General features: G+C 71.3%; 18 protein-coding genes. 8 read left to right on the top strand and 10 right to left on the bottom strand.

Annotated elements, in window-relative coordinates; all coding sequences use genetic code 11:
* Nucleotides 1–513: 513 nt before the first annotated feature.
* The gene (locus ACWEV0_RS28495; protein WP_453152459.1) at nucleotides 514–768 is read right to left on the bottom strand and encodes a Txe/YoeB family addiction module toxin; all 255 of its coding nucleotides are present in this window, start codon (nucleotides 766–768) and stop codon (nucleotides 514–516) included.
* 122 nt (nucleotides 769–890) lie between these two features.
* Between ACWEV0_RS28495 and ACWEV0_RS28490 the strand changes: the two genes are divergently transcribed.
* Together ACWEV0_RS28490 and ACWEV0_RS28485 are read left to right on the top strand one after the other, a co-directional pair.
* Nucleotides 891–1,160, top strand: a complete 270-nt coding sequence (locus ACWEV0_RS28490) for a type II toxin-antitoxin system Phd/YefM family antitoxin (protein WP_019434848.1) — start codon at nucleotides 891–893, stop codon at nucleotides 1,158–1,160.
* The gene (locus ACWEV0_RS28485) at nucleotides 1,153–1,416 is read left to right on the top strand and encodes a type II toxin-antitoxin system RelE family toxin (RefSeq protein WP_453152457.1); all 264 of its coding nucleotides are present in this window, start codon (nucleotides 1,153–1,155) and stop codon (nucleotides 1,414–1,416) included. Before ACWEV0_RS28490 ends, ACWEV0_RS28485 begins: the two co-directional genes overlap by 8 nt.
* Nucleotides 1,417–1,549: 133 nt before the next feature.
* Here ACWEV0_RS28485 and ychF read toward each other — a convergent pair whose 3' ends face one another.
* On the bottom strand, nucleotides 1,550–2,638 hold the full coding sequence (ychF, locus tag ACWEV0_RS28480; protein ID WP_451607741.1) for a redox-regulated ATPase YchF: 1,089 nt from the start codon (nucleotides 2,636–2,638) through the stop codon (nucleotides 1,550–1,552).
* A 152-nt stretch (nucleotides 2,639–2,790) separates the two neighbouring features.
* Between ychF and ACWEV0_RS28475 the strand changes: the two genes are divergently transcribed.
* A complete protein-coding gene (locus tag ACWEV0_RS28475; protein WP_453152455.1) occupies nucleotides 2,791–3,423 on the top strand; it encodes a DUF6542 domain-containing protein in 633 nt (210 codons plus the stop codon).
* A gap of 157 nt (nucleotides 3,424–3,580) precedes the next feature.
* Here the strand turns inward: ACWEV0_RS28475 and ACWEV0_RS28470 are convergent, their stop codons facing one another.
* The 3 genes from ACWEV0_RS28470 to ACWEV0_RS28460 form a co-directional block, all read right to left on the bottom strand.
* Nucleotides 3,581–4,699, bottom strand: coding sequence for a WD40/YVTN/BNR-like repeat-containing protein (locus ACWEV0_RS28470; protein WP_453152453.1), 1,119 nt, complete (start codon nucleotides 4,697–4,699; stop codon nucleotides 3,581–3,583).
* Between the two features lie 170 nt (nucleotides 4,700–4,869).
* Nucleotides 4,870–5,610, bottom strand: coding sequence for a polyphosphate--glucose phosphotransferase (ppgK, locus tag ACWEV0_RS28465; protein ID WP_453152451.1), 741 nt, complete (start codon nucleotides 5,608–5,610; stop codon nucleotides 4,870–4,872).
* 65 nt (nucleotides 5,611–5,675) lie between these two features.
* Nucleotides 5,676–6,683, bottom strand: a complete 1,008-nt coding sequence (locus tag ACWEV0_RS28460) for a 4-hydroxy-3-methylbut-2-enyl diphosphate reductase (protein ID WP_453152450.1) — start codon at nucleotides 6,681–6,683, stop codon at nucleotides 5,676–5,678.
* A 54-nt stretch (nucleotides 6,684–6,737) separates the two neighbouring features.
* Between ACWEV0_RS28460 and ACWEV0_RS28455 the strand changes: the two genes are divergently transcribed.
* The 4 genes from ACWEV0_RS28455 (at nucleotide 6,738) to ACWEV0_RS28440 (ending at nucleotide 10,532) form a co-directional block, all read left to right on the top strand.
* On the top strand, nucleotides 6,738–8,084 hold the full coding sequence (locus ACWEV0_RS28455) for an APC family permease (RefSeq protein WP_453152448.1): 1,347 nt from the start codon (nucleotides 6,738–6,740) through the stop codon (nucleotides 8,082–8,084).
* Between the two features lie 149 nt (nucleotides 8,085–8,233).
* Nucleotides 8,234–9,439 (top strand): exodeoxyribonuclease VII large subunit, encoded by a 1,206-nt coding sequence (gene xseA, locus ACWEV0_RS28450; RefSeq protein ID WP_453152446.1) that lies wholly within the window; start codon nucleotides 8,234–8,236, stop codon nucleotides 9,437–9,439.
* A 77-nt stretch (nucleotides 9,440–9,516) separates the two neighbouring features.
* Nucleotides 9,517–9,765 (top strand): exodeoxyribonuclease VII small subunit, encoded by a 249-nt coding sequence (locus tag ACWEV0_RS28445; protein WP_453152444.1) that lies wholly within the window; start codon nucleotides 9,517–9,519, stop codon nucleotides 9,763–9,765.
* Between the two features lie 173 nt (nucleotides 9,766–9,938).
* Entirely contained in the window at nucleotides 9,939–10,532 is a 594-nt protein-coding gene (locus tag ACWEV0_RS28440; protein ID WP_453152442.1) for a malonic semialdehyde reductase, read from the top strand.
* Between the two features lie 75 nt (nucleotides 10,533–10,607).
* On the opposite strand, the gene ACWEV0_RS28435 is transcribed toward ACWEV0_RS28440, so the two are convergent.
* Nucleotides 10,608–11,135, bottom strand: a complete 528-nt coding sequence (locus ACWEV0_RS28435; protein WP_403796212.1) for a DUF4245 domain-containing protein — start codon at nucleotides 11,133–11,135, stop codon at nucleotides 10,608–10,610.
* A 135-nt stretch (nucleotides 11,136–11,270) separates the two neighbouring features.
* On the opposite strand from ACWEV0_RS28435, the gene glpX reads away from it, so the two are divergent.
* Nucleotides 11,271–12,305 (top strand): class II fructose-bisphosphatase, encoded by a 1,035-nt coding sequence (gene glpX, locus ACWEV0_RS28430; protein WP_453152440.1) that lies wholly within the window; start codon nucleotides 11,271–11,273, stop codon nucleotides 12,303–12,305.
* A gap of 93 nt (nucleotides 12,306–12,398) precedes the next feature.
* On the opposite strand, the gene ACWEV0_RS28425 is transcribed toward glpX, so the two are convergent.
* From ACWEV0_RS28425 to ACWEV0_RS28410, 4 genes are all read right to left on the bottom strand, one after another.
* On the bottom strand, nucleotides 12,399–12,779 hold the full coding sequence (locus tag ACWEV0_RS28425) for a WhiB family transcriptional regulator (RefSeq protein ID WP_403796208.1): 381 nt from the start codon (nucleotides 12,777–12,779) through the stop codon (nucleotides 12,399–12,401).
* A gap of 213 nt (nucleotides 12,780–12,992) precedes the next feature.
* Nucleotides 12,993–13,706, bottom strand: a complete 714-nt coding sequence (locus ACWEV0_RS28420) for a DUF1707 SHOCT-like domain-containing protein (RefSeq protein WP_453152437.1) — start codon at nucleotides 13,704–13,706, stop codon at nucleotides 12,993–12,995.
* A gap of 108 nt (nucleotides 13,707–13,814) precedes the next feature.
* Entirely contained in the window at nucleotides 13,815–15,536 is a 1,722-nt protein-coding gene (locus tag ACWEV0_RS28415) for a hypothetical protein (protein WP_453152435.1), read from the bottom strand.
* Nucleotides 15,537–15,556: 20 nt separating this feature from the next.
* Nucleotides 15,557–17,254: a hypothetical protein gene (locus ACWEV0_RS28410; RefSeq protein ID WP_453152433.1), complete on the bottom strand. Its 1,698-nt coding sequence runs from the start codon at nucleotides 17,252–17,254 to the stop codon at nucleotides 15,557–15,559.
* Nucleotides 17,255–17,280 lie beyond the last annotated feature (26 nt).

Here is a 17,280-nt window from a genome sequence, read left to right as displayed (position 1 = left end):
GGGCCCTTCCGGCGTTTCCGACTCTATCAGATCCTTTCGGCGTCTGATCCCCGGTCAGCGGGGTTTGTCTTTCCGGCTGTTGGGCCGTTCCGACGAGTGAGACTTTAGCGGATTCCCGGCCCCCGAAGCTAATCGGCGGCTCACGTCCGAACCTCGAACGCGGATTCCTCATTTCGCAAAAACGCACGGAAAGACAAGACGGCGCGGCAAAGCACACCGTCAGGCGTTGAGTGGTTCTTGCGGAATCGCTGTCCGGGGCCGACCGGGGTCGGTGCTCACGTCGGACAACTCGGAGAACACTACGGCCCAAGGAACCCCATGTCAACTTCGATCCTGGGGTCCCCCTCCTCCTTCCAGCAGGGTCCTGAAGGAGGAGGACGAACCGGGGGTTGGGCTCTCGCAGCCCAGCCCCTTCTGACGTACGGCTCAGGGTCCGGATCAGATGTTGAAGCTCTCCCGGCACCACCCCAGCACGGGAGCAACATCCCGGCACCGCCCGCCCCGCATGAGCGGTCAGTAGTGGTATCGAGCCGCGAGAATGACGATCTTCTTGTCGGTCACCAAGTAGACGAGGCGATGCTCGTCGTCGATTCGCCGCGACCACGCCCCAGGCAAGTGGTACTTCAAGGGTTCGGGCTTGCCGATCCCTGAGAACGGGTCACGTCTGACGTCCTCGATGAGCTTGTTGATCCGGGCGAGCATCTTGCGGTCGTTCTTGAGCGAGGACGTGTAGTCCTCCCAGCCCTGATCCTCGAAGACGAGCCTCACGCGGCACCCATCGGGCGGATCGAATGGCTGCCGGCCGGCCAGACGCCGACCGCGACGAAGCCCGTCGCCCGCGCCGGGGAAGCGCGTTGTGTACACATGAGTCACTCGGTACGCTTGGGCGCATGACGCAGCCGCTGCCCATAGAGTCCATCCGCGATGTGCGTGCCCACCTCGCCGAGGTCGTGGAGCGCGCCGATCGCGACGACGTACCCACAGTGATCACGCGCCGAGGCAAGGAAGTCGCCGCCGTCGTCTCCATCGAGGTACTGCGCAAGTACCAGGAGTGGGAAGAGCGCGAGATCAATCGAATCATCGACGAGCGCATGGCCAACCCCGCGCCCGGCATCCCGATCGAGGACATCATGAGGGAGACGCTGGCACGCGGTGAGTGAGTACCGAACCGTCTTCCGCCCCGAGGCACAGGCCGAGCTTCGGAAGATCCCCCGCGACATGGCGCTGCGCATCCTGGCCAAGCTGACCGAGTTGGAGACCGACCCCCTCGGCTTCAACACGACCGCACTCGTGTCCCAGCCCGAACGGCGCCGCCTGCGCGTCGGCGACTACCGCGTCGTCTACACCATCGACAACGGAGAACTGGTGGTCTGGGTCGTTCACGTGGGACACCGGTCCACCGTTTACGACAACTGATTGCTGCTGACCGCACGTCAGAATATCCAGCACCCCTCCAGCACGGTGACGACGAAGGGGTCGGACTCGATAGAGCCCGACCCCTTCTGACTTGCACGTTTGACTCAACGTCTAACGTGCAGTAAGTGCACGACTACACGTTGAAGCGGAACTCCACCACGTCGCCGTCCTGCATGACGTACTCCTTGCCCTCCATGCGCGCCTTGCCGGCCGCGCGGGCTTCCGCCACCGAGCCGGTGGCGACGAGGTCGGCGAAGGAGATGACCTCGGCCTTGATGAAGCCCTTCTGGAAGTCGGTGTGGATGACACCGGCGGCCTCGGGGGCGGTGGCGCCCTTCTTGATGGTCCAGGCGCGGGCTTCCTTGGGGCCGGCCGTCAGGTAGGTCTGCAGGCCGAGGGTGTCGAAGCCGACGCGGGCGAGGGTGGCGAGGCCGGGCTCCTCGGCGCCGACGGACTGGAGGAGTTCCATGGCGTCCGCCTCGTCGAGCTCGGCGAGGTCCGCCTCCAGCTTGGCGTTCAGGAAGATCGCCTCGGCCGGGGCGACCAGGGCGCGCTGCTCGTCCTTGAAGGCCTCGTCGGTCAGCTCCTCCTCGTCGACGTTGAAGACGTAGAGGAAGGGCTTGGTGGTGAGCAGGTGGAGGTCGTGGAGCAGCTCCGCCTTCTCCGAGCCCTGGACGATGCCCGCCGAGAAGAGGGTGTCGCCCTTCTCCAGGAGCTCCTTGGCCGCCTCGACCGCGGCGACCTTCGGCGCCACGTCCTTCTTGATCCGGGACTCCTTCTGGAGGCGCGGCAGGACCTTCTCGATGGTCTGGAGGTCGGCGAGGATCAGCTCGGTGTTGATCGTCTCGATGTCGTCCTTCGGCGAGACCTTGCCGTCCACGTGGACGACGTTCTCGTCCTTGAACGCGCGGATGACCTGGCAGATCGCGTCCGACTCGCGGATGTTCGCGAGGAACTTGTTGCCCAGGCCCTCGCCCTCGCTCGCGCCGCGCACGATGCCGGCGATGTCGACGAAGTCGACCGTGGCCGGGAGGATGCGCTGCGAGCCGAAGACCTCGGCGAGCTTGTCCAGGCGGGAGTCCGGGACGCCGACGACGCCGACGTTCGGCTCGATCGTGGCGAACGGGTAGTTGGCCGCCAGCACGTCGTTCTTGGTCAGGGCGTTGAACAGGGTCGACTTGCCGACGTTCGGCAGGCCGACGATTCCGATCGTGAGCGACACGGTGGCGACTTCCCTAGGAGGAGTGGAGGTGGGGCGATCCCCCAGTTTACGGGGGCACCGAACCGAGCCATGACGGCGCTCTTCGCGCCAAGGTCACCCAAAGGGCGTGTCCCGCACCGTCTTCCCGGCCCCTTCCGACCTACGTTGGTGGGGTGGAGCAGCACAGGACACGCAAGCCGCAGGCCCGACGCCCCGTCGCGGGCAGGCCGCAGGGCCCGCAGAACCCGCAGAGCCCCGTGGCGCCGCCCGGTGCCCTCGTCCAGGGTGCCGCGGTCTACCGGGTCGCGGCCAAGCCGCGTCCCGGCCGGCCCCGGGTGGAACGGCCGGCCCGGCCCGCGCCGCCGCTGGTCGCCGCGCTGCGCAGGCTGCCCAATCCCCGGCTCACCGGTCTGGGCGCCGGGTTGTTCGCCTCGGCCGTGATGCTGGTCGTCGGCTTCCTCGACTGGCTGGTCCTGGACGGCTCCCCGCTCGCCTTCGGGCTGCTCTTCCTGCCGGTCAGTGCCCTGACAGCGCTGTGGGTGCGGACCGCCGACCTGGTCACCGCCCCGATCAGCGTGCCCATCGCCTTCGCGGTGGGCGTCGTGCCGATCTCGGGCGGTACGGGCGGGGTCGGCGGCCAGGCGATGGCCCTGGTCACTGCGCTCGCCGTGCATGCCGGGTGGCTGTACGGGGGGACGCTCGTCGCCGGTGTCATCGCGAGCGTCCGGAAGGTACGGGACATGGGCCGGCGCCAGGAGCGGCGGGCCCGGGCCCGGGCGCAGGCCCAGGCAGCCCCCCACGGCTAGAGCGCCCGCCCCGCGGCTGGGACGCCCGCCCCACGGCTAGGACGCCCACGGCTGGAGCGCCCGCCCCGCGGCAAGGGCGCCCCACGGCCGGCGCGCGCCGCCCGCCCCGTAAAGCCCTGCCCCGTAAGCCCTCCCCCGACAGCCCGGGGTCCCGACCTCAGCCCGGGGTCCCGACCTCCTCGACGCCCAGGTACATCACCGACGGCCTGGCCGGGTTGAAGGCGATGGCGGAGACGCCGTCGAAGGCGTTGTGGGTCTTGGTGACGAGTCCCGTGCCCGCGTCGTAGCGGAGCAGGTCGGTGCCGTAGCCCGAGAAGTACGTGCCGTACTCGAAGTAGAGGACCGCCGGGTCGGTGGGGCTCGGGGCGAGCAGGGTGCTGTTGGTGAGCTTGTGGTCCGACGTGTCGTCGACGATCTTGGCGAAGGTGCGGCCGCCGTCGGTCGAGCGGTACAGGTGGCGGCCCTCGTTGCCGGAGCCGGGGACGGCCTCGGTGAGGTCGATGCCGACGCCGTAGACGACCGCGGGGTTGGCCGGGGAGACGGCGGTACGGAACAGGTTGGCGGAGGTGCCGGAGGTCAGTCCGGTGGAGGCGGTCCAGGTCGTGCCGCCGTCGGTCGTCACCGCGCCGCCGTTCACCATGGCGCCGGCGACGGCGTGGTCGAGGTTCGCCGGGTCGAAGGCCACCGAGTAGACGCCGGTGCCCGCGGGGAACGCGGGGGTGCCGATCGCGGTCCAGGTCGCGCCGCCGTCGCGGGAGTCGTACAGCTTGCCGTCGTTGCCCGCGAGGCGGACGTGGCCGGCGTCGGCCGGGTCGGTGCCGAGGCCCACGACGGCGGTGGTCGGGGCGGTGAGCGTGGTGACGGTGGTGCCGTCGACGCGCGCGAGCGTGGCGCCGTTCGGCTCCCAGACGAAGGCGCGGCTGCCGACGCCCGCGGTCAGCGTCACGGCGCTGCTGCCCAGGTTCGCGACGTGGGACCAGCTGCAGCCCGCGTCGGTAGAGCGCTGGAGCTCGTCGTTGCGGGTCGCGAGGAGGGTGTTGGCGGTGCCGAGGGCGACCAGGCCGTGGGTGTAGCTGACGGGCCTGAGCGTGCCGGTGGTCCCGGTGAGGGTCGCTCCGTCGTCGGTGGTGAAGGTGACCGCGCCGTCACCGACGACGCGGTTGCAGGTCGGGGCGCTCCAGGCCGAGGCGGTCGCGGCGTACGCGGCCGGCTGGACGAGGGTGAGGGCGAGGGCAGCGGCGGCCGTGGTGACGGCGGCGACGGTGACCCGCTTCATGGTGCCTCCCTTGTGGGGCATGACCTTGTGGGGCATGACGCACGAACACTTGTCGATCTTGTTCTATCCGGGGGAGGCATCCCGGCACCGCATGATCGTCTGCCACATTTATTGACCAGAAAGCTCCTTGACGAAAGATCATCGTTAACGGGAGCCGAACACCGGAAGAATTACCGCGTCGCCGCCATCGCCGCTCCCACGATCCCCGCGTTGTTCTGCAGCTGCGCCGGGACGATCTCCGCCCGGATGCCGTCGATCAGCGGCAGGAACCTGTCGGCCTTCCGGCTCACCCCGCCGCCGATGATGAACAGCTCCGGCGAGAACAGCATCTCCACGTGCGCCAGGTACTTCCGCAGCCGCCGGGTCGCCCAGTGCTCCCAGCTCAGCTCCTCGTCCTCCCTCGCCTTCGAGGAGGCGCGCTTCTCGGCGTCGTGGCCCTTGAGCTCCAGGTGGCCCAGTTCGGTGTTGGGGACGAGGGTGCCGTCGACGAAGAGGGCGGAGCCGATGCCGGTGCCGAGGGTGAGCAGGATGACGGTGCCCTTCCTGCCCCGGCCCGCGCCGAAGGTCATCTCGGCGATGCCGGCCGCGTCGGCGTCGTTCAGGACCGTGACCGGCAGGCCGCCGAGGCGGTCCCCGAGCAGCCGGCCGGCGTCGACGTCGATCCAGCCCTTGTCGACGTTGGCGGCGGTCCGGACGGTGGAGCCGGTGACCACGCCCGGGAAGGTGACGCCGACCGGTCCCGTCCAGCCGAAGTGGCCGACCACCTCCGCGACGCAGCCCGCGACGTCGTCGGGCGTCGCGGGCTGCGGGGTGAGTACCTTGTGGCGCTCCTGGGCCAGGTCGCCGCGGTTCAGGTCCACGGGCGCGCCCTTGATGCCCGATCCGCCGATGTCCACTCCGAAGACGTTCATGGACTCAACGTTACGGGCCGGGGCGCTCCGTCACCCGGTCATCGGCGGTCGTCGGCGAAACGCGCTCACTCGCCGGCGAGCAGGGCCTCCGCCTTGGCGCGCAGGTCCTTGTCGCGCAGTTCCTTCGGGAGCGAGAAGGTGAGCGACTCGTCCGCCGTCTTGACCAGCTCGACGTCCACGTAGCCGCGCTGGGACAGCCACTCCAGGACCTCCTGGACGAGGACGTCCGGCACCGAGGCGCCCGAGGAGAGGCCGACGCTGGTGACGCCCTCCAGCCAGGCCTCGTCGATCTCGCTGGCGAAGTCGACGAGGTACGCGGCGGGGGCGCCGGCCTGCTTGGCGACGTCGACCATGCGCTGCGAGTTGGAGGAGTTCTTGGAGCCGACCACGATGACCAGCTCGGCCTGGCCGGCGAGCTCCTTGATGGCGGTCTGGCGGTTCTGCGTGGCGTAGCAGATGTCGTCGGACGGCGGGGAGATCAGCTGCGGGAACTTCTCCTTCAGCGCGTCCACCGTCTCCATGGTCTCGTCGACCGAGAGCGTGGTCTGGGAGAGCCAGACGACCTTGGACGGGTCGCGGACCTCGACCTTGGCGACGTCCTCGGGGCCGTCGACGAGCTGGATGTGGTCGGGGGCCTCGCCGGAGGTGCCGATGACCTCCTCGTGGCCCTCGTGGCCGATGAGGAGGATGTCGAAGTCCTCGTTGGCGAACCGCACGGCCTCCTTGTGGACCTTGGTGACCAGCGGGCAGGTCGCGTCGATGGTGGCGAGCCGCCCCTGGCGGGCCTCCTCGTGGACGGTCGGGGCGACGCCGTGCGCGGAGAACATCACGATGTTGCCCGGCGGCACCTCGGTCGCCTGGTCGACGAAGATCGCGCCCTTCCGCTCCAGGGTCTGCACGACGTACTTGTTGTGGACGATCTCGTGGCGGACGTAGACGGGGGCCCCGTACTGCTCGAGGGCCTTCTCCACGGCGATCACGGCACGGTCCACGCCCGCGCAGTAGCCGCGGGGAGCGGCGAGCAGGACACGCTTCGGGCGGTTGGTTGCGGACGACGCAGTCATGGGTCCCATCGTAAGGCCGCGTCGGTCGGCGGTTTCCTCGGCACGGTGGCCGAGACTGACGCCATGGCTGAGGAATCGCGGGTGGCCGATCACGAGCACCTCCGACGGAGCCTCGGGTTCCGTGACCTGGTCGTGTACGGGCTCCTCTTCATCGCCCCGATGGCGCCGGTCGGCATCTTCGGCACTCTCGACGCGAAGTCGCAGGGGGCGGTCGCACTCGTGTACGCGGTGGCCACCGTCGCCATGGCGTTCACGGCCTTCAGCTACGCGCAGATGGTGCGGGTCGTGCCGCAGGCGGGGTCGGTCTTCGCGTACGCGCGTACGGCCCTCGGCGAGGGCGCGGGTTTCGTCGCCGGCTGGATGGCGATGCTCGACTACCTGCTCATCCCGGCCGTCGCGTACCTCTTCGCGGGCATCGCGGTGGAGGCGCTGGTCCCGCAGGTGGACCGGTGGATCTGGACCGGGATCGCGGTCGTCGTCACGACGCTGCTCAATCTGTGGGGGGTGCGGGCGGCGGCCCGGGTCGGCCTCGCCGTGCTCGCCATGGAGATCGTGGTGCTCCTGGTCTTCGTCGTGTCGGCGGTCGTCGTGCTCGTACGGGACGGGGCGCAGCGCGACTGGTGGTCGCCGCTCGCCGGGGACGCCGGGTTCTCGGCTTCGGCCGTGCTCGGGGCGGTGTCGGTGGCGGTGCTTTCGTACCTCGGCTTCGACGCGATCGCGACCTTCGCCGAGGAGGTGACGGGGGGATCGGCGAAGGTGGCGCGGGCGGTGCTGTTCTGTCTGGCGCTCGCCGGGGTGCTGTTCGTGGCGCAGACCTGGCTGGTGGCGCTGCTGCAGCCGGTCTCGTCGAAGGCGATGGCGGTGGACCCGGCGCGGCAGGGTTCGGCGTTCTACGACGCGGTGGACGCGGCCGTCGGACGGTGGCTGCACGACCTGGTGGCCGTCTCGAAGGCGATCGGCGCGGCCTTCGCGGCGCTCGCCGGGCAGGCGGCGGGCGGGCGGCTGCTGTTCGCGATGGGCCGCGACCGGCGGCTGCCGCACGTGCTCGCGCGCACGGACTCGGGCGTGCCGCGGGTGGCGCTGCTCGTCTCGGCGACGATCACGATGGTCGCGGCGGTGTGGGCGGCCCGGCAGGCCGACGGCCTGGACCGTCTCGTCTCGGTGGTCGACATCGGCGCCCTGACGGCCTTCGTCCTGCTGCACGCGAGCGTGGTGGGCTGGTTCGCGCTGCGCCGCATGGCGGGCCCGCCGCGCTGGCTGCCGCACGTCGTGGCGCCGGTGGTCGGTGCGGCGATCCTCGTCGCGGTGATCGTGGAGGCGGCACCGTCGGCACAGGTGGTGGGCGTGATCTGGCTGGGCGTCGGCCTCGTGGTCCTGGCGATGCAGGGGGCGCAGCGGCCGGCGCCGTGACCGGGAGCGGGGCGGGGGCCGTGACCGGGGGCGAGGGCCAGCGCCGGGCGCGGCGGCCGGCGCCGTGATCGGGGGGGCCGCGCGCCCCCGCCCCGCCGCGTGGCCGCACGACCGGTCCCGTTGTCGCAGCATCCCGTTACGCTCGGCGCATGGGTCTGAACACGTCCGCCGAAGCGCCGCTGCCCGTCGGAGAGGTCTCCCGGCTCATCGGGGGGTGGATCGACCGGCTGGGGGTGATCTGGGTCGAGGGGCAGATCACCCAGTTGTCGCGGCGGCCGGGCGCCGGGGTGGTGTTCCTGACGCTGCGGGACCCGTCGTACGACATCTCGATCAACGTGACGTGCTACCGGCAGGTCTTCGACGCCGTCGCCGACGTCGTCTCCGAGGGCGCGCGGGTGGTCGTGCACGCCAAGCCGGAGTGGTACGCGCCGCGGGGGCAGCTGTCGCTGCGGGCGGCGGAGATCCGGCCGGTCGGCATCGGCGAGCTGCTCGCCCGCCTTGAGCAGCTCAAGCGGACGCTGGCCGCCGAGGGTCTGTTCGCGCTCGACCGGAAGAAGCCGGTGCCGTTTCTGCCGCAGCTGATCGGCCTGGTCTGCGGCCGGGCCTCGGCGGCCGAGCGGGACGTGCTGGAGAACGCGCGGCGGCGCTGGCCCGCCGTCCGCTTCGAGGTGCGGAACGTGGCGGTGCAGGGCGTGCGTGCGGTGCCGCAGGTGATCCAGGCGGTGAAGGAGCTGGACGCGCACGAGGACGTGGACGTGATCGTCGTGGCGCGCGGCGGCGGCAGCGTCGAGGACCTGCTGCCGTTCTCGGACGAGCAGCTGATCCGGGCGGTCGCCGACTGCCGTACGCCGGTGGTGTCGGCCATCGGCCACGAGCCGGACTCGCCGCTCCTGGACCTGGTCGCGGACCTGCGGGCGTCGACGCCGACGGACGCCGCCAAGAAGGTCGTCCCGGACGTGGGCGAGGAGCTGGAGCGGGTGCGGGGTCTGCGGGACCGGGCGCTGCGCTGCGTACGGGGGCTGCTGGAGCGCGAGGAGCGGGGCCTGGCGCACGCGCTGGCCCGGCCGGTGATGGAGCATCCGCAGCGGATGGTCGAGGTCCGCGAGGACGAGCTGGCCGCGCTGCTGGCGCGGAGCCGGCGGACCCTGGGGCATCTGCTCGACCGGGCCGACTCGGAGCTCTCGCACACCCGGGCCCGGGTCCGGGCGCTGTCGCCCGCGGCCACGATGGAGCGGGGTTACGCGGTGCTCCAGCGGGCGGACGGCGCGGTGGTGCGGGACCCGGCGGAGGTCGCGGTCGACGAGGAGCTGCGGGCGCGGGTGGCGGCGGGCGAGTTCACGGTGCGGCGCTCGTAGGACGTCGGCCGGTACGTCAGAGAAGCGTCGAGAAGTACAGAGACATGACAGAGAACGGACAGACAGAGGTGGAACGCATGGCAGCGCGCGTGGACGCGGACGAGACTGCGACTGCACTCGGCTACGAACAGGCCCGTGACGAGCTCATCGAGGTGGTCCGGCGGCTGGAGGCGGGCGGCACGACCCTCGAGGAGTCGCTGACGCTCTGGGAGCGCGGCGAGGAGCTGGCGAAGGTGTGCCGGCACTGGCTGGAGGGCGCCCGGGCGCGGCTCGACGCCTCGCTGGCGGCCGAGCGGGAGCAGGAGCAGGACGCGGCGGAGGACTGAGCGCCGGGGGGTTGAGCGCCCCTCCGGGCCGCGTACACTGAATCCTGTGAAGCGGATCACTATCCGGTTTTAAATGGGACGAGTAGTTGAAACTTCACCTACTTCCGTCGTACTGTCGGGTCATCGCTCGAACTCCCTGACGAGCGACCCGTGCAGTTCGGAAGGTATGCAGCATGTCTCTCGCCCTTGACCCCGCCGCCCAGGACCTCCTCTTCCGCGAGGCCCGCACTGCCAACACGTTCACTGACGAGCCGGTGACCGACGAGCAGGTCCAGGCGATCTACGACCTGGTCAAGTACGGTCCGACCGCCTTCAACCAGACCCCCCTGCGCATCACGCTGGTCCGCTCCGCGGAGGCCCGCGAGCGCCTGGTGAAGCACATGGCCGAGGGCAACCAGGCCAAGACCCAGGCCGCCCCGCTGGTCGCGATCCTCTCCGCGGACAACGAGTTCCACGAGGAGCTCCCGGCCCTGATGCCGCACTTCCCGCAGGCCAAGGACCTCTTCTTCTCCGAGCGCCCGGTCCGCGAGCAGTCCGCGCTGCTGAACGCCGCCCTCCAGGCCGCGTACTTCATCGTCGGCATCCGCGCCGCCGGCCTGGCCGCCGGCCCGATGACCGGTCTCGACTTCGGCGGCGTGCAGAAGGAGTTCCTGGACGCCGACCACACCCCGCTGATGGTCGTCAACATCGGCAAGCCGGGCGAGGACGCCTCCCCGTTCCCGCGTCAGCCGCGCCTCGCCTACGACGACGTCATCACGACCGTCTGATCGACACGCGCACAAGGAAGGCCCCCGGTGCATCGCACCGGGGGCCTTCCCCGTACCTCCGCCCGCGCAGGCGGACTACGCCTTCTTCGCCTGGAGCGCGCCCGCCATCTCGGCCAGCCGCTCGAACGACGCCGTGCCCGTCACGACGGTCGTCGCACCGTCCTCGGTGCGCACCAGGGCGTCGTACTTCGGGCCCTCCCAGCGCTGCCAGACCCGTCCGGCCACCGTCTCGGTCTTCCCCGAGTTCTTCGCCTGCTGGGTGACCGCGGGCACGAACTTCTTCGGGTCCTCCGTGGACTGGTTGAGGGCCACGTACTGGGTGTCGGGGCTCAGGAAGCCGAGCCGCCAGGCGTTGTGGTCCTCCCGCTGGTACGAGACGACCGTCGCCTTCCATCCGTCGCCCAGGCCCTCGGGGGCCAGCACCGGGTACGGTGCCGCCCGCTGGGCCGTCAGAAGCTCCACCCGGTAGTCCTTCGCCTTCACCGGGGTCGCCGTCTCGTCGTGCGGGATGAAGACGTACATCACGCCCGCGGCGACCGCGATCACCGCGAGGGACTGGAACATCCCGCGTACCGTCTGCCTGCGTCGCTGGTTACCTGCCACGCCCCCATGGTCGCATCATGGTGTTGTGCTCATACGTGGGCCCCTCTGCTCAATTTGTCGACCTGACGATAGAGTCACGGCACCCTCTTGTTTTTCCGGCCGTCGCCCGTCGCCGTAACAGAAAGGTGCGCACCGATGTCCGAGCACCACCACCTGCCGCCCGAGCTGGAGGTCTCCCCCGAGGCCCCCGACCGCAACCTCGCCCTCGAACTGGTCCGGGTGACCGAGGCCGCCGCCATGGCCGCGGGCCGCTGGGTCGGTCGCGGCGACAAGATCGGCGCGGACGGCGCGGCGGTGAACGCCATGCGGACCCTCATCTCCACCGTCTCGATGAACGGCGTGGTCGTCATCGGCGAGGGTGAGAAGGACGAGGCCCCGATGCTCTTCAACGGCGAGCGGGTCGGCGACGGCACCGGCGCCGAGGTCGACATCGCCGTGGACCCGATCGACGGCACCACGCTGAACGCCAAGGGCATGCCGAACGCGATCGCCGTGCTCGCCGCCGCCGACCGCGGCAGCATGTTCGACCCGTCCGCGGTCTTCTACATGGACAAGCTGGTCACCGGCCCCGAGGCCGCCGACTTCGTCGACATCAACGCGCCCGCCTCGGTCAACATCCGCCGGGTCGCCAAGGCCAAGGGCATGAACGCCGAGGACGTCACCGTCGTCATCCTCGACCGCCCGCGGCACGACGGCATCGTCAAGGAGATCCGCGAGACCGGCGCCCGGATCAAGTTCATCTCCGACGGCGACGTGGCCGGCTCCATCATGGCCGCCCGCGAGGGCACCGGCGTCGACTTGCTGATGGGCATCGGCGGCACGCCCGAGGGCATCATCTCGGCCTGCGCCATAAAGTGCCTGGGCGGTGTGATCCAGGGCAAGCTGTGGCCCAAGGACGACGCCGAGCGCCAGAAGGCCCTGGACGCCGGGCACGACCTGGACCGGGTGCTCTCCACCGACGACCTGGTCTCCGGCGAGAACGTCTTCTTCGTCGCCACCGGCATCACGGACGGCGAGCTGCTGCGCGGCGTGCGCTACCGCTCCGAGACGGCCACCACGCAGTCGCTCGTCATGCGCTCGAAGTCCGGCACGATCCGGCAGATCGACTCGACGCACCGGCTCGCGAAGCTGCGCGCCTACAGCAAGATCGACTTCGACCGGGCCAACTGAGACCGGTAAGCGAGGACGGTACGAAGAGGGGCGCCCCCATGTGCGGTGGGGGCGCCCCTTCCCGTACGGGCGACGGACCCGTCGGTACGACGGTCAGCCGGCCTTCGCGATGCGCTCGGCGCGCTCGGCGGCCGCGGCCTTGCGCAGCTCGGCGTCCCGGCGACGGCGCCGGGCGAGGACGACGCGGCGCTCGGCGGCGGTGAGGCCGCCCCACACCCCGTACGGCTCGGGCTGGAGCAGGGCGTGCTCGCGGCACTCGACCATCACCGGGCAGCGGGCGCAGACCCGCTTGGCGGCCTCCTCGCGGGAGAGCCGGGCGGCGGTGGGCTCCTTGGAGGGGGCGAAGAAGAGACCGGCCTCGTCCCGGCGGCACACCGCCTCCGTGTGCCACGGGCCGCCCTCGTCCTCCCGGGCGGGGGTGCGCTGGGGCGGCACGGCGGCGACCCGGAGGGGCTGATGCGGCATCTGCAGCACGGTCTACTCCTGACGACGGCTTCCGCTGGCGGGGGCGATTGGCGACGCAACGAGCCCTACCCGCTGTGCGTGCGCCTATGCACTGCGTGCCCCGGCGTTCCGAAGCGCGGACACGGGACGACGAAAACCGGTCACCGGTCGGAGCGGAACGCGGGCGTCAGTGGCTGATCAACCGACCGGTCACCGTCGGGTCACCGACCGGCCGTCGCCCGATCACTGGCCGAGATCCTTGCGGAACTTGGCCTGAAGGTTGTTCTGCAGGTCGGTGACCCACTTGCCCCGCTTGGGCTTGGCCTCCACGTTCCCGAAGACGGACCAGCCGTTGACGACGATGACCGGGGCCTGCGGGTCGGCGCCCTCCGAGGTGACGACTTCGAAGTTGCCGAAGACGCCGGTGCCGCTGCCGCGCAGGGTCACGTTCTCCGGCACGCGGACCTCGACGCTGCCGAAGATCGAGGTGGCGTTGATGGTGGTGAGGCGCTGGGCGAAGATCGCCTCGGTCAGGTCGATCTCGACGCTGCCGAACAGCGAGAAGGCGTTGGTGCGGCGGCCGACGCGCCAGCGGCCCTTGCGGGTGGACGCCGAGAACACCGCGACCAGGTTGTCCGCCGGGCCCTCGACGCCCTCGTCCCCGTACATGGGCACGGGCGCCGGCCGGTGGCCGGTGGCGGGCAGGTCGCGGACGAGCGGCTCCAGCTCGCCGACGGTCTTGGCCCGGTAGACGGCGTCGATCCGGTCCGAGTGCTCCTCGGCGTCGAGCCGCCCCTCCGCCAGGGCGTCCCTGAGGATGTCCGCGATCCGGTCCCGGTCGGCGTCCGAGGCCCGCATCGCCCCCTGCGGATCGGCGAATTCGGGCCGGGCCGCGGGGGCGGCCGGCTGCTCGGGCCGCTGCCGCTCGGGCTGCTGGGGCTGCTTTTCGAGGTCCACGGAGCCAGCCTAGCGAAACGCGATAGATCGCGACCAGGGGCTCGGCGGGAGCCACGCACGAAGAAGCCCTCTCCGGCCCTCGGGCGGGCCGGAGAGGGCTCGCGGGGTTCAGCTCACCGTCGTCCGGAGGGTCGCGGTGTTGTTGCCCGGGTTCGGGTCGGGGTTGCCGAGCGTGACCGTCGCCTTGTTCGTGATCACGGTCCCCGGGGTGGCCCGTACAGTCACCGTGATGGTGATGGTGGCCTGGCCGTAGGGGCCGATACGTCCCAGGGCGCAGGTCACGGTGTCTGACGAGCCGGACGGGGGCAGGGTGGCGCAACTGCCCCGGTTGGACGTGGCGCTGGAGAACCGTCCTTCGCCGGGCAGGCTGTCGTCGAGCACCACGTCGTCGGCGGCGGTGGGTCCGTTGCGGACCGTGATCGTGTAGGTGAGGCTCTCGCCGTTGGCGACGGGCGCGTCCGAGGTCATCGTGACGCTCAGGTCCGGGCGCGGCAGGGCGATGGCCAGGCTGTGGTAGGTGCCCGCCGAGACCGCGCCGACACCGTCGAGGAAGCGGGAGCAGGGCGACGTCTGCCCGGGGGCGCACACCTTGACCGGGTTGGTCTCGTAGTCCGGCTCCCCGCCCCCGGGGACGCGCCCGTTGCCGAGCTGCCCGTCGAGGCTCTCGCCCCAGGCCCGGACGGTGCCGTCGGACTGCCGGGTCAGGCTGTGCCGGAAGCCGGCCGCGGCGGCGGTCGCCCCGCTGAGGTACGTCGTGCAGTATCCGATGGTGCCCGTCGCACAGACCCGGACGGGGACCGGACTGTCGGTCGCGCCCCGGGCGCTGCCGTTGCCCAGCTGGCCGCTGAAGTTGTCGCCCCAGGAGCGCACACCGCCGTTCGACAGCACCGCCAGGCTGTGCTCCGGACCCGCGGCGACCGAGGCCACACCGCTGAGGTAGGTGGTGCAGGGGGCGGTCGTTCCCACGTCGCAGACGCGCACGGGTGCGGGTCGGTTCGTGGTGGTGCCGTCGCCCAGCTGCCCCGTGTAGTTGCCTCCCCAGGCGCGGACCGTGCCGTCCGACACCACCGCCAGGCTGTGCGAACCTCCGGCCGACATGCTCTTCACCCCGCTGGTCAGCAAGGTGGGGACGGGTACGAGCCGCTGCTGGGTGGTGCCGTCGCCGAGACGGCCGTCGCCGTTGTAGCCCCAGGCCCGCAGACCGCCTCCCGCGCCCAGCGCGAGGCTGTGGGCGCCGCCCGCGGAGATCGCGGTCACTCCGGTGAGGAAGCTGGTGCAGCCGGTGCCGGTGTTCTCGGCGCAGACCTGGACCGGAACGCTGCTGTCGGTGGTGGTGCCGTTGCCGAGCTGGCCGCTCCCGTTGCCTCCCCAGGCCCAGACCGTGCCGTCCGAGCGCAGCGCGAGGTTGTGGTTGGCGCCCGCGGCGACGGCGGTCACGTCGGTGAGGGAGCCGACCCGTACGGGTGCGCTCCTGACGTCGGTGGTGCCGTCGCCGAGCTGGCCGTAGGAGTTGTCGCCCCAGGCCCAGACCGTGCCGTCGGTGCGCAGGGCGATGTTGTGCCATTCCCCGGCGGCGGCCTCGATCACGTTGTCCAAGGGCTTCGGGCACGGGGCGGCGCCGCAGACCTTGACCGGGACGCTGCTGCCGCCCGCGGAGGCCGCGTCGCCCAGCTGACCGAAGCTGTTCTCTCCCCAGGCCGTCGCCTTGCCCGGGAGGGCCGACCGCGCCGCGGTGGCCTCACCGGGTGCCAGGCCCACCCACAGCAGGCCGGCCGCACCGAGGGCGAGGGCCCGCCGCAGCACGGAGCGGCCGCGCACAGCACGCTTCATCGATCGTCCTCTCGTACGCATCAGCTCACCGGCGTCCGGAGCGTCGCGGTGTTGTTGACCTGCTTGGGGTCGGGCGTGCTGGTGCTCACCGACACGGCATTGGTGATCATGGTTCCGGCCGACGCGGTGACCGTGACCCGAATGGTCACGGTGGCCTGCGCGCCGGCCCCGATCCGGCCGAGCGGGCATGTCACCGTGCCGGACGACCCCACCGGCGGGCCGGTGCAGGTCCCCCGGCTCGGCGTGGCGCTCAGGAACCGGCTCGCGCCCGGCAGCGTGCTGCTGACCGACACGTTGTCCGCCGCTGCCGGCCCGTCGTTCCGCACCGTGACCGTGTAGATCAGCTGCTCGCCGGAGGCGACGGGTTCGTCCGCGCCGATCGCGATCCGCACGTCCGCACGTCGCCTGAACGTCGCCAGGCTGAAGTCGGAGCCCGCCGCGACGGCGCCCACACCGTCGAGGAGGCGCGAGCACGGCGCGGTCTGCCCGGAAGCGCAGACCTTCCTCGGAGTCGTCCTGTTGGTGGTGGTCCCGTCACCGAGCTGACCGAAGGCGTTGGAGCCCCAGCCGCGGGCGGTGCTTTCGCTCTGCCGGCTCAGGCTGAAGGAGGCGCCCGCGGAGACGGAGGTCACCGCGCCCAGGAAGACGGTGCATCCCGCGCTGGTGCCGGACGCGCAGACCCGGACGGGCGTGGTCCGGTCCGTCGTGGTGCCGTCGCCCAGCTGACCGAAGGCGTTGTCCCCCCAGGCGCGTACCCCGCCGTTGGACAGCACCGCCAGAGTGTGGGAACCACCGGCGTCGGCGCCGGTCACCCCGGTCAGGTAGGTGGTGCAGCCGGCACTCGTGCCCTCCGCGCACACCGGGCCGGGCGTGAGCCGGTCGATGGTGGTGCCGTCGCCCGCCTGGCCGTCGGCGTTGCGTCCCCAGGTGTAGATCCCGCCACGGCCGCGGAAGACCGCCACGCTGTGCGCGGAGCCGGCGGCGAGCGCCGCCACATCGCCACCCACCTGCGCCTGGACCGGGGCCGGGCTCGAATAGGTGGTGCCGTCGCCCAGTTGACCGTTCGTGTTGTTCCCCCAGGCGCTGATGGTGCCGAACGTGTTCGCCGCGAGGCTGTGCTCACCGCCCGCGGCGATATGGGTGACGGTGTTGAGCCAACCGGTGCATCCGAACTCCGGATTGGGGAGGCACATGACGCGGACGGGTGAGGACCGGTCGGCGGTGGTTCCGTCGCCCAGCTGACCCGCGTTGTTCCGTCCCCAGGCCCACACGTAGCCGTAACGCGTGAGGGCGAGGGTGTGGTTGTCGCCCGCGGCGATCGCGGTCACGTCCGTGAGGGAGCTCACCTCGACGGGTGTGGTCCGCGCGGTGGTGGTTCCGTCGCCGAGCTGTCCGTACCGGTTGTCCCCCCAGGTCCAGACGGTGCCGTCGTCGCGCAGCGCCACGGCGTGACCGGCGCCGGCCTCGACCGCGTCCACGTCGGTCAGGGAGTCGGCGCAGGCGGCACCGCCGCACACGGTGACCGGGGTGGTGCTCAGCCCGGAACCGACGCCGCGGCCGAGCCGGCCCGAGTCGTCGTTCCCCCAGGCGACCGTGGCGCCGGGCTCGGGCGCCCTGCCTGCCGCGTACGCGGCGCCCGGTGCCGGACCGGCCTGGGCGCCGGTCCACAGCAGGGCGGCCACACCCACGGCCACCACGCGTCTCAGCCCACGTCTCATCAGTCGTCCTCTCGTACGGGCGGGGG

This window comes from Streptomyces sp. NPDC003943 (assembly GCF_053605265.1).
The sequence above is the reverse complement of the archived record's forward strand: the minus strand, read 5'-3'. Positions and strand labels throughout refer to the sequence as shown.

Excerpts from the sequence above, each read along its gene's own strand:
- ACWEV0_RS28490 (WP_019434848.1), top strand. The coding sequence starts at position 891 with ATGACGCAGCCGCTGCCCATAGAGTCCATCCGCGATGTGCGTGCCCAC.
- ACWEV0_RS28470 (WP_453152453.1), bottom strand. The coding sequence starts at position 4,699 with ATGAAGCGGGTCACCGTCGCCGCCGTCACCACGGCCGCCGCTGCCCTC.
- ppgK (WP_453152451.1), bottom strand. The coding sequence starts at position 5,610 with ATGAACGTCTTCGGAGTGGACATCGGCGGATCGGGCATCAAGGGCGCG.
- ACWEV0_RS28460 (WP_453152450.1), bottom strand. The coding sequence starts at position 6,683 with ATGGGACCCATGACTGCGTCGTCCGCAACCAACCGCCCGAAGCGTGTC.
- ACWEV0_RS28455 (WP_453152448.1), top strand. The coding sequence starts at position 6,738 with ATGGCTGAGGAATCGCGGGTGGCCGATCACGAGCACCTCCGACGGAGC.
- xseA (WP_453152446.1), top strand. The coding sequence starts at position 8,234 with ATGGGTCTGAACACGTCCGCCGAAGCGCCGCTGCCCGTCGGAGAGGTC.
- ACWEV0_RS28445 (WP_453152444.1), top strand. The coding sequence starts at position 9,517 with ATGGCAGCGCGCGTGGACGCGGACGAGACTGCGACTGCACTCGGCTAC.
- ACWEV0_RS28440 (WP_453152442.1), top strand. The coding sequence starts at position 9,939 with ATGTCTCTCGCCCTTGACCCCGCCGCCCAGGACCTCCTCTTCCGCGAG.
- glpX (WP_453152440.1), top strand. The coding sequence starts at position 11,271 with ATGTCCGAGCACCACCACCTGCCGCCCGAGCTGGAGGTCTCCCCCGAG.
- ACWEV0_RS28415 (WP_453152435.1), bottom strand. The coding sequence starts at position 15,536 with ATGAAGCGTGCTGTGCGCGGCCGCTCCGTGCTGCGGCGGGCCCTCGCC.
- ACWEV0_RS28410 (WP_453152433.1), bottom strand. The coding sequence starts at position 17,254 with ATGAGACGTGGGCTGAGACGCGTGGTGGCCGTGGGTGTGGCCGCCCTG.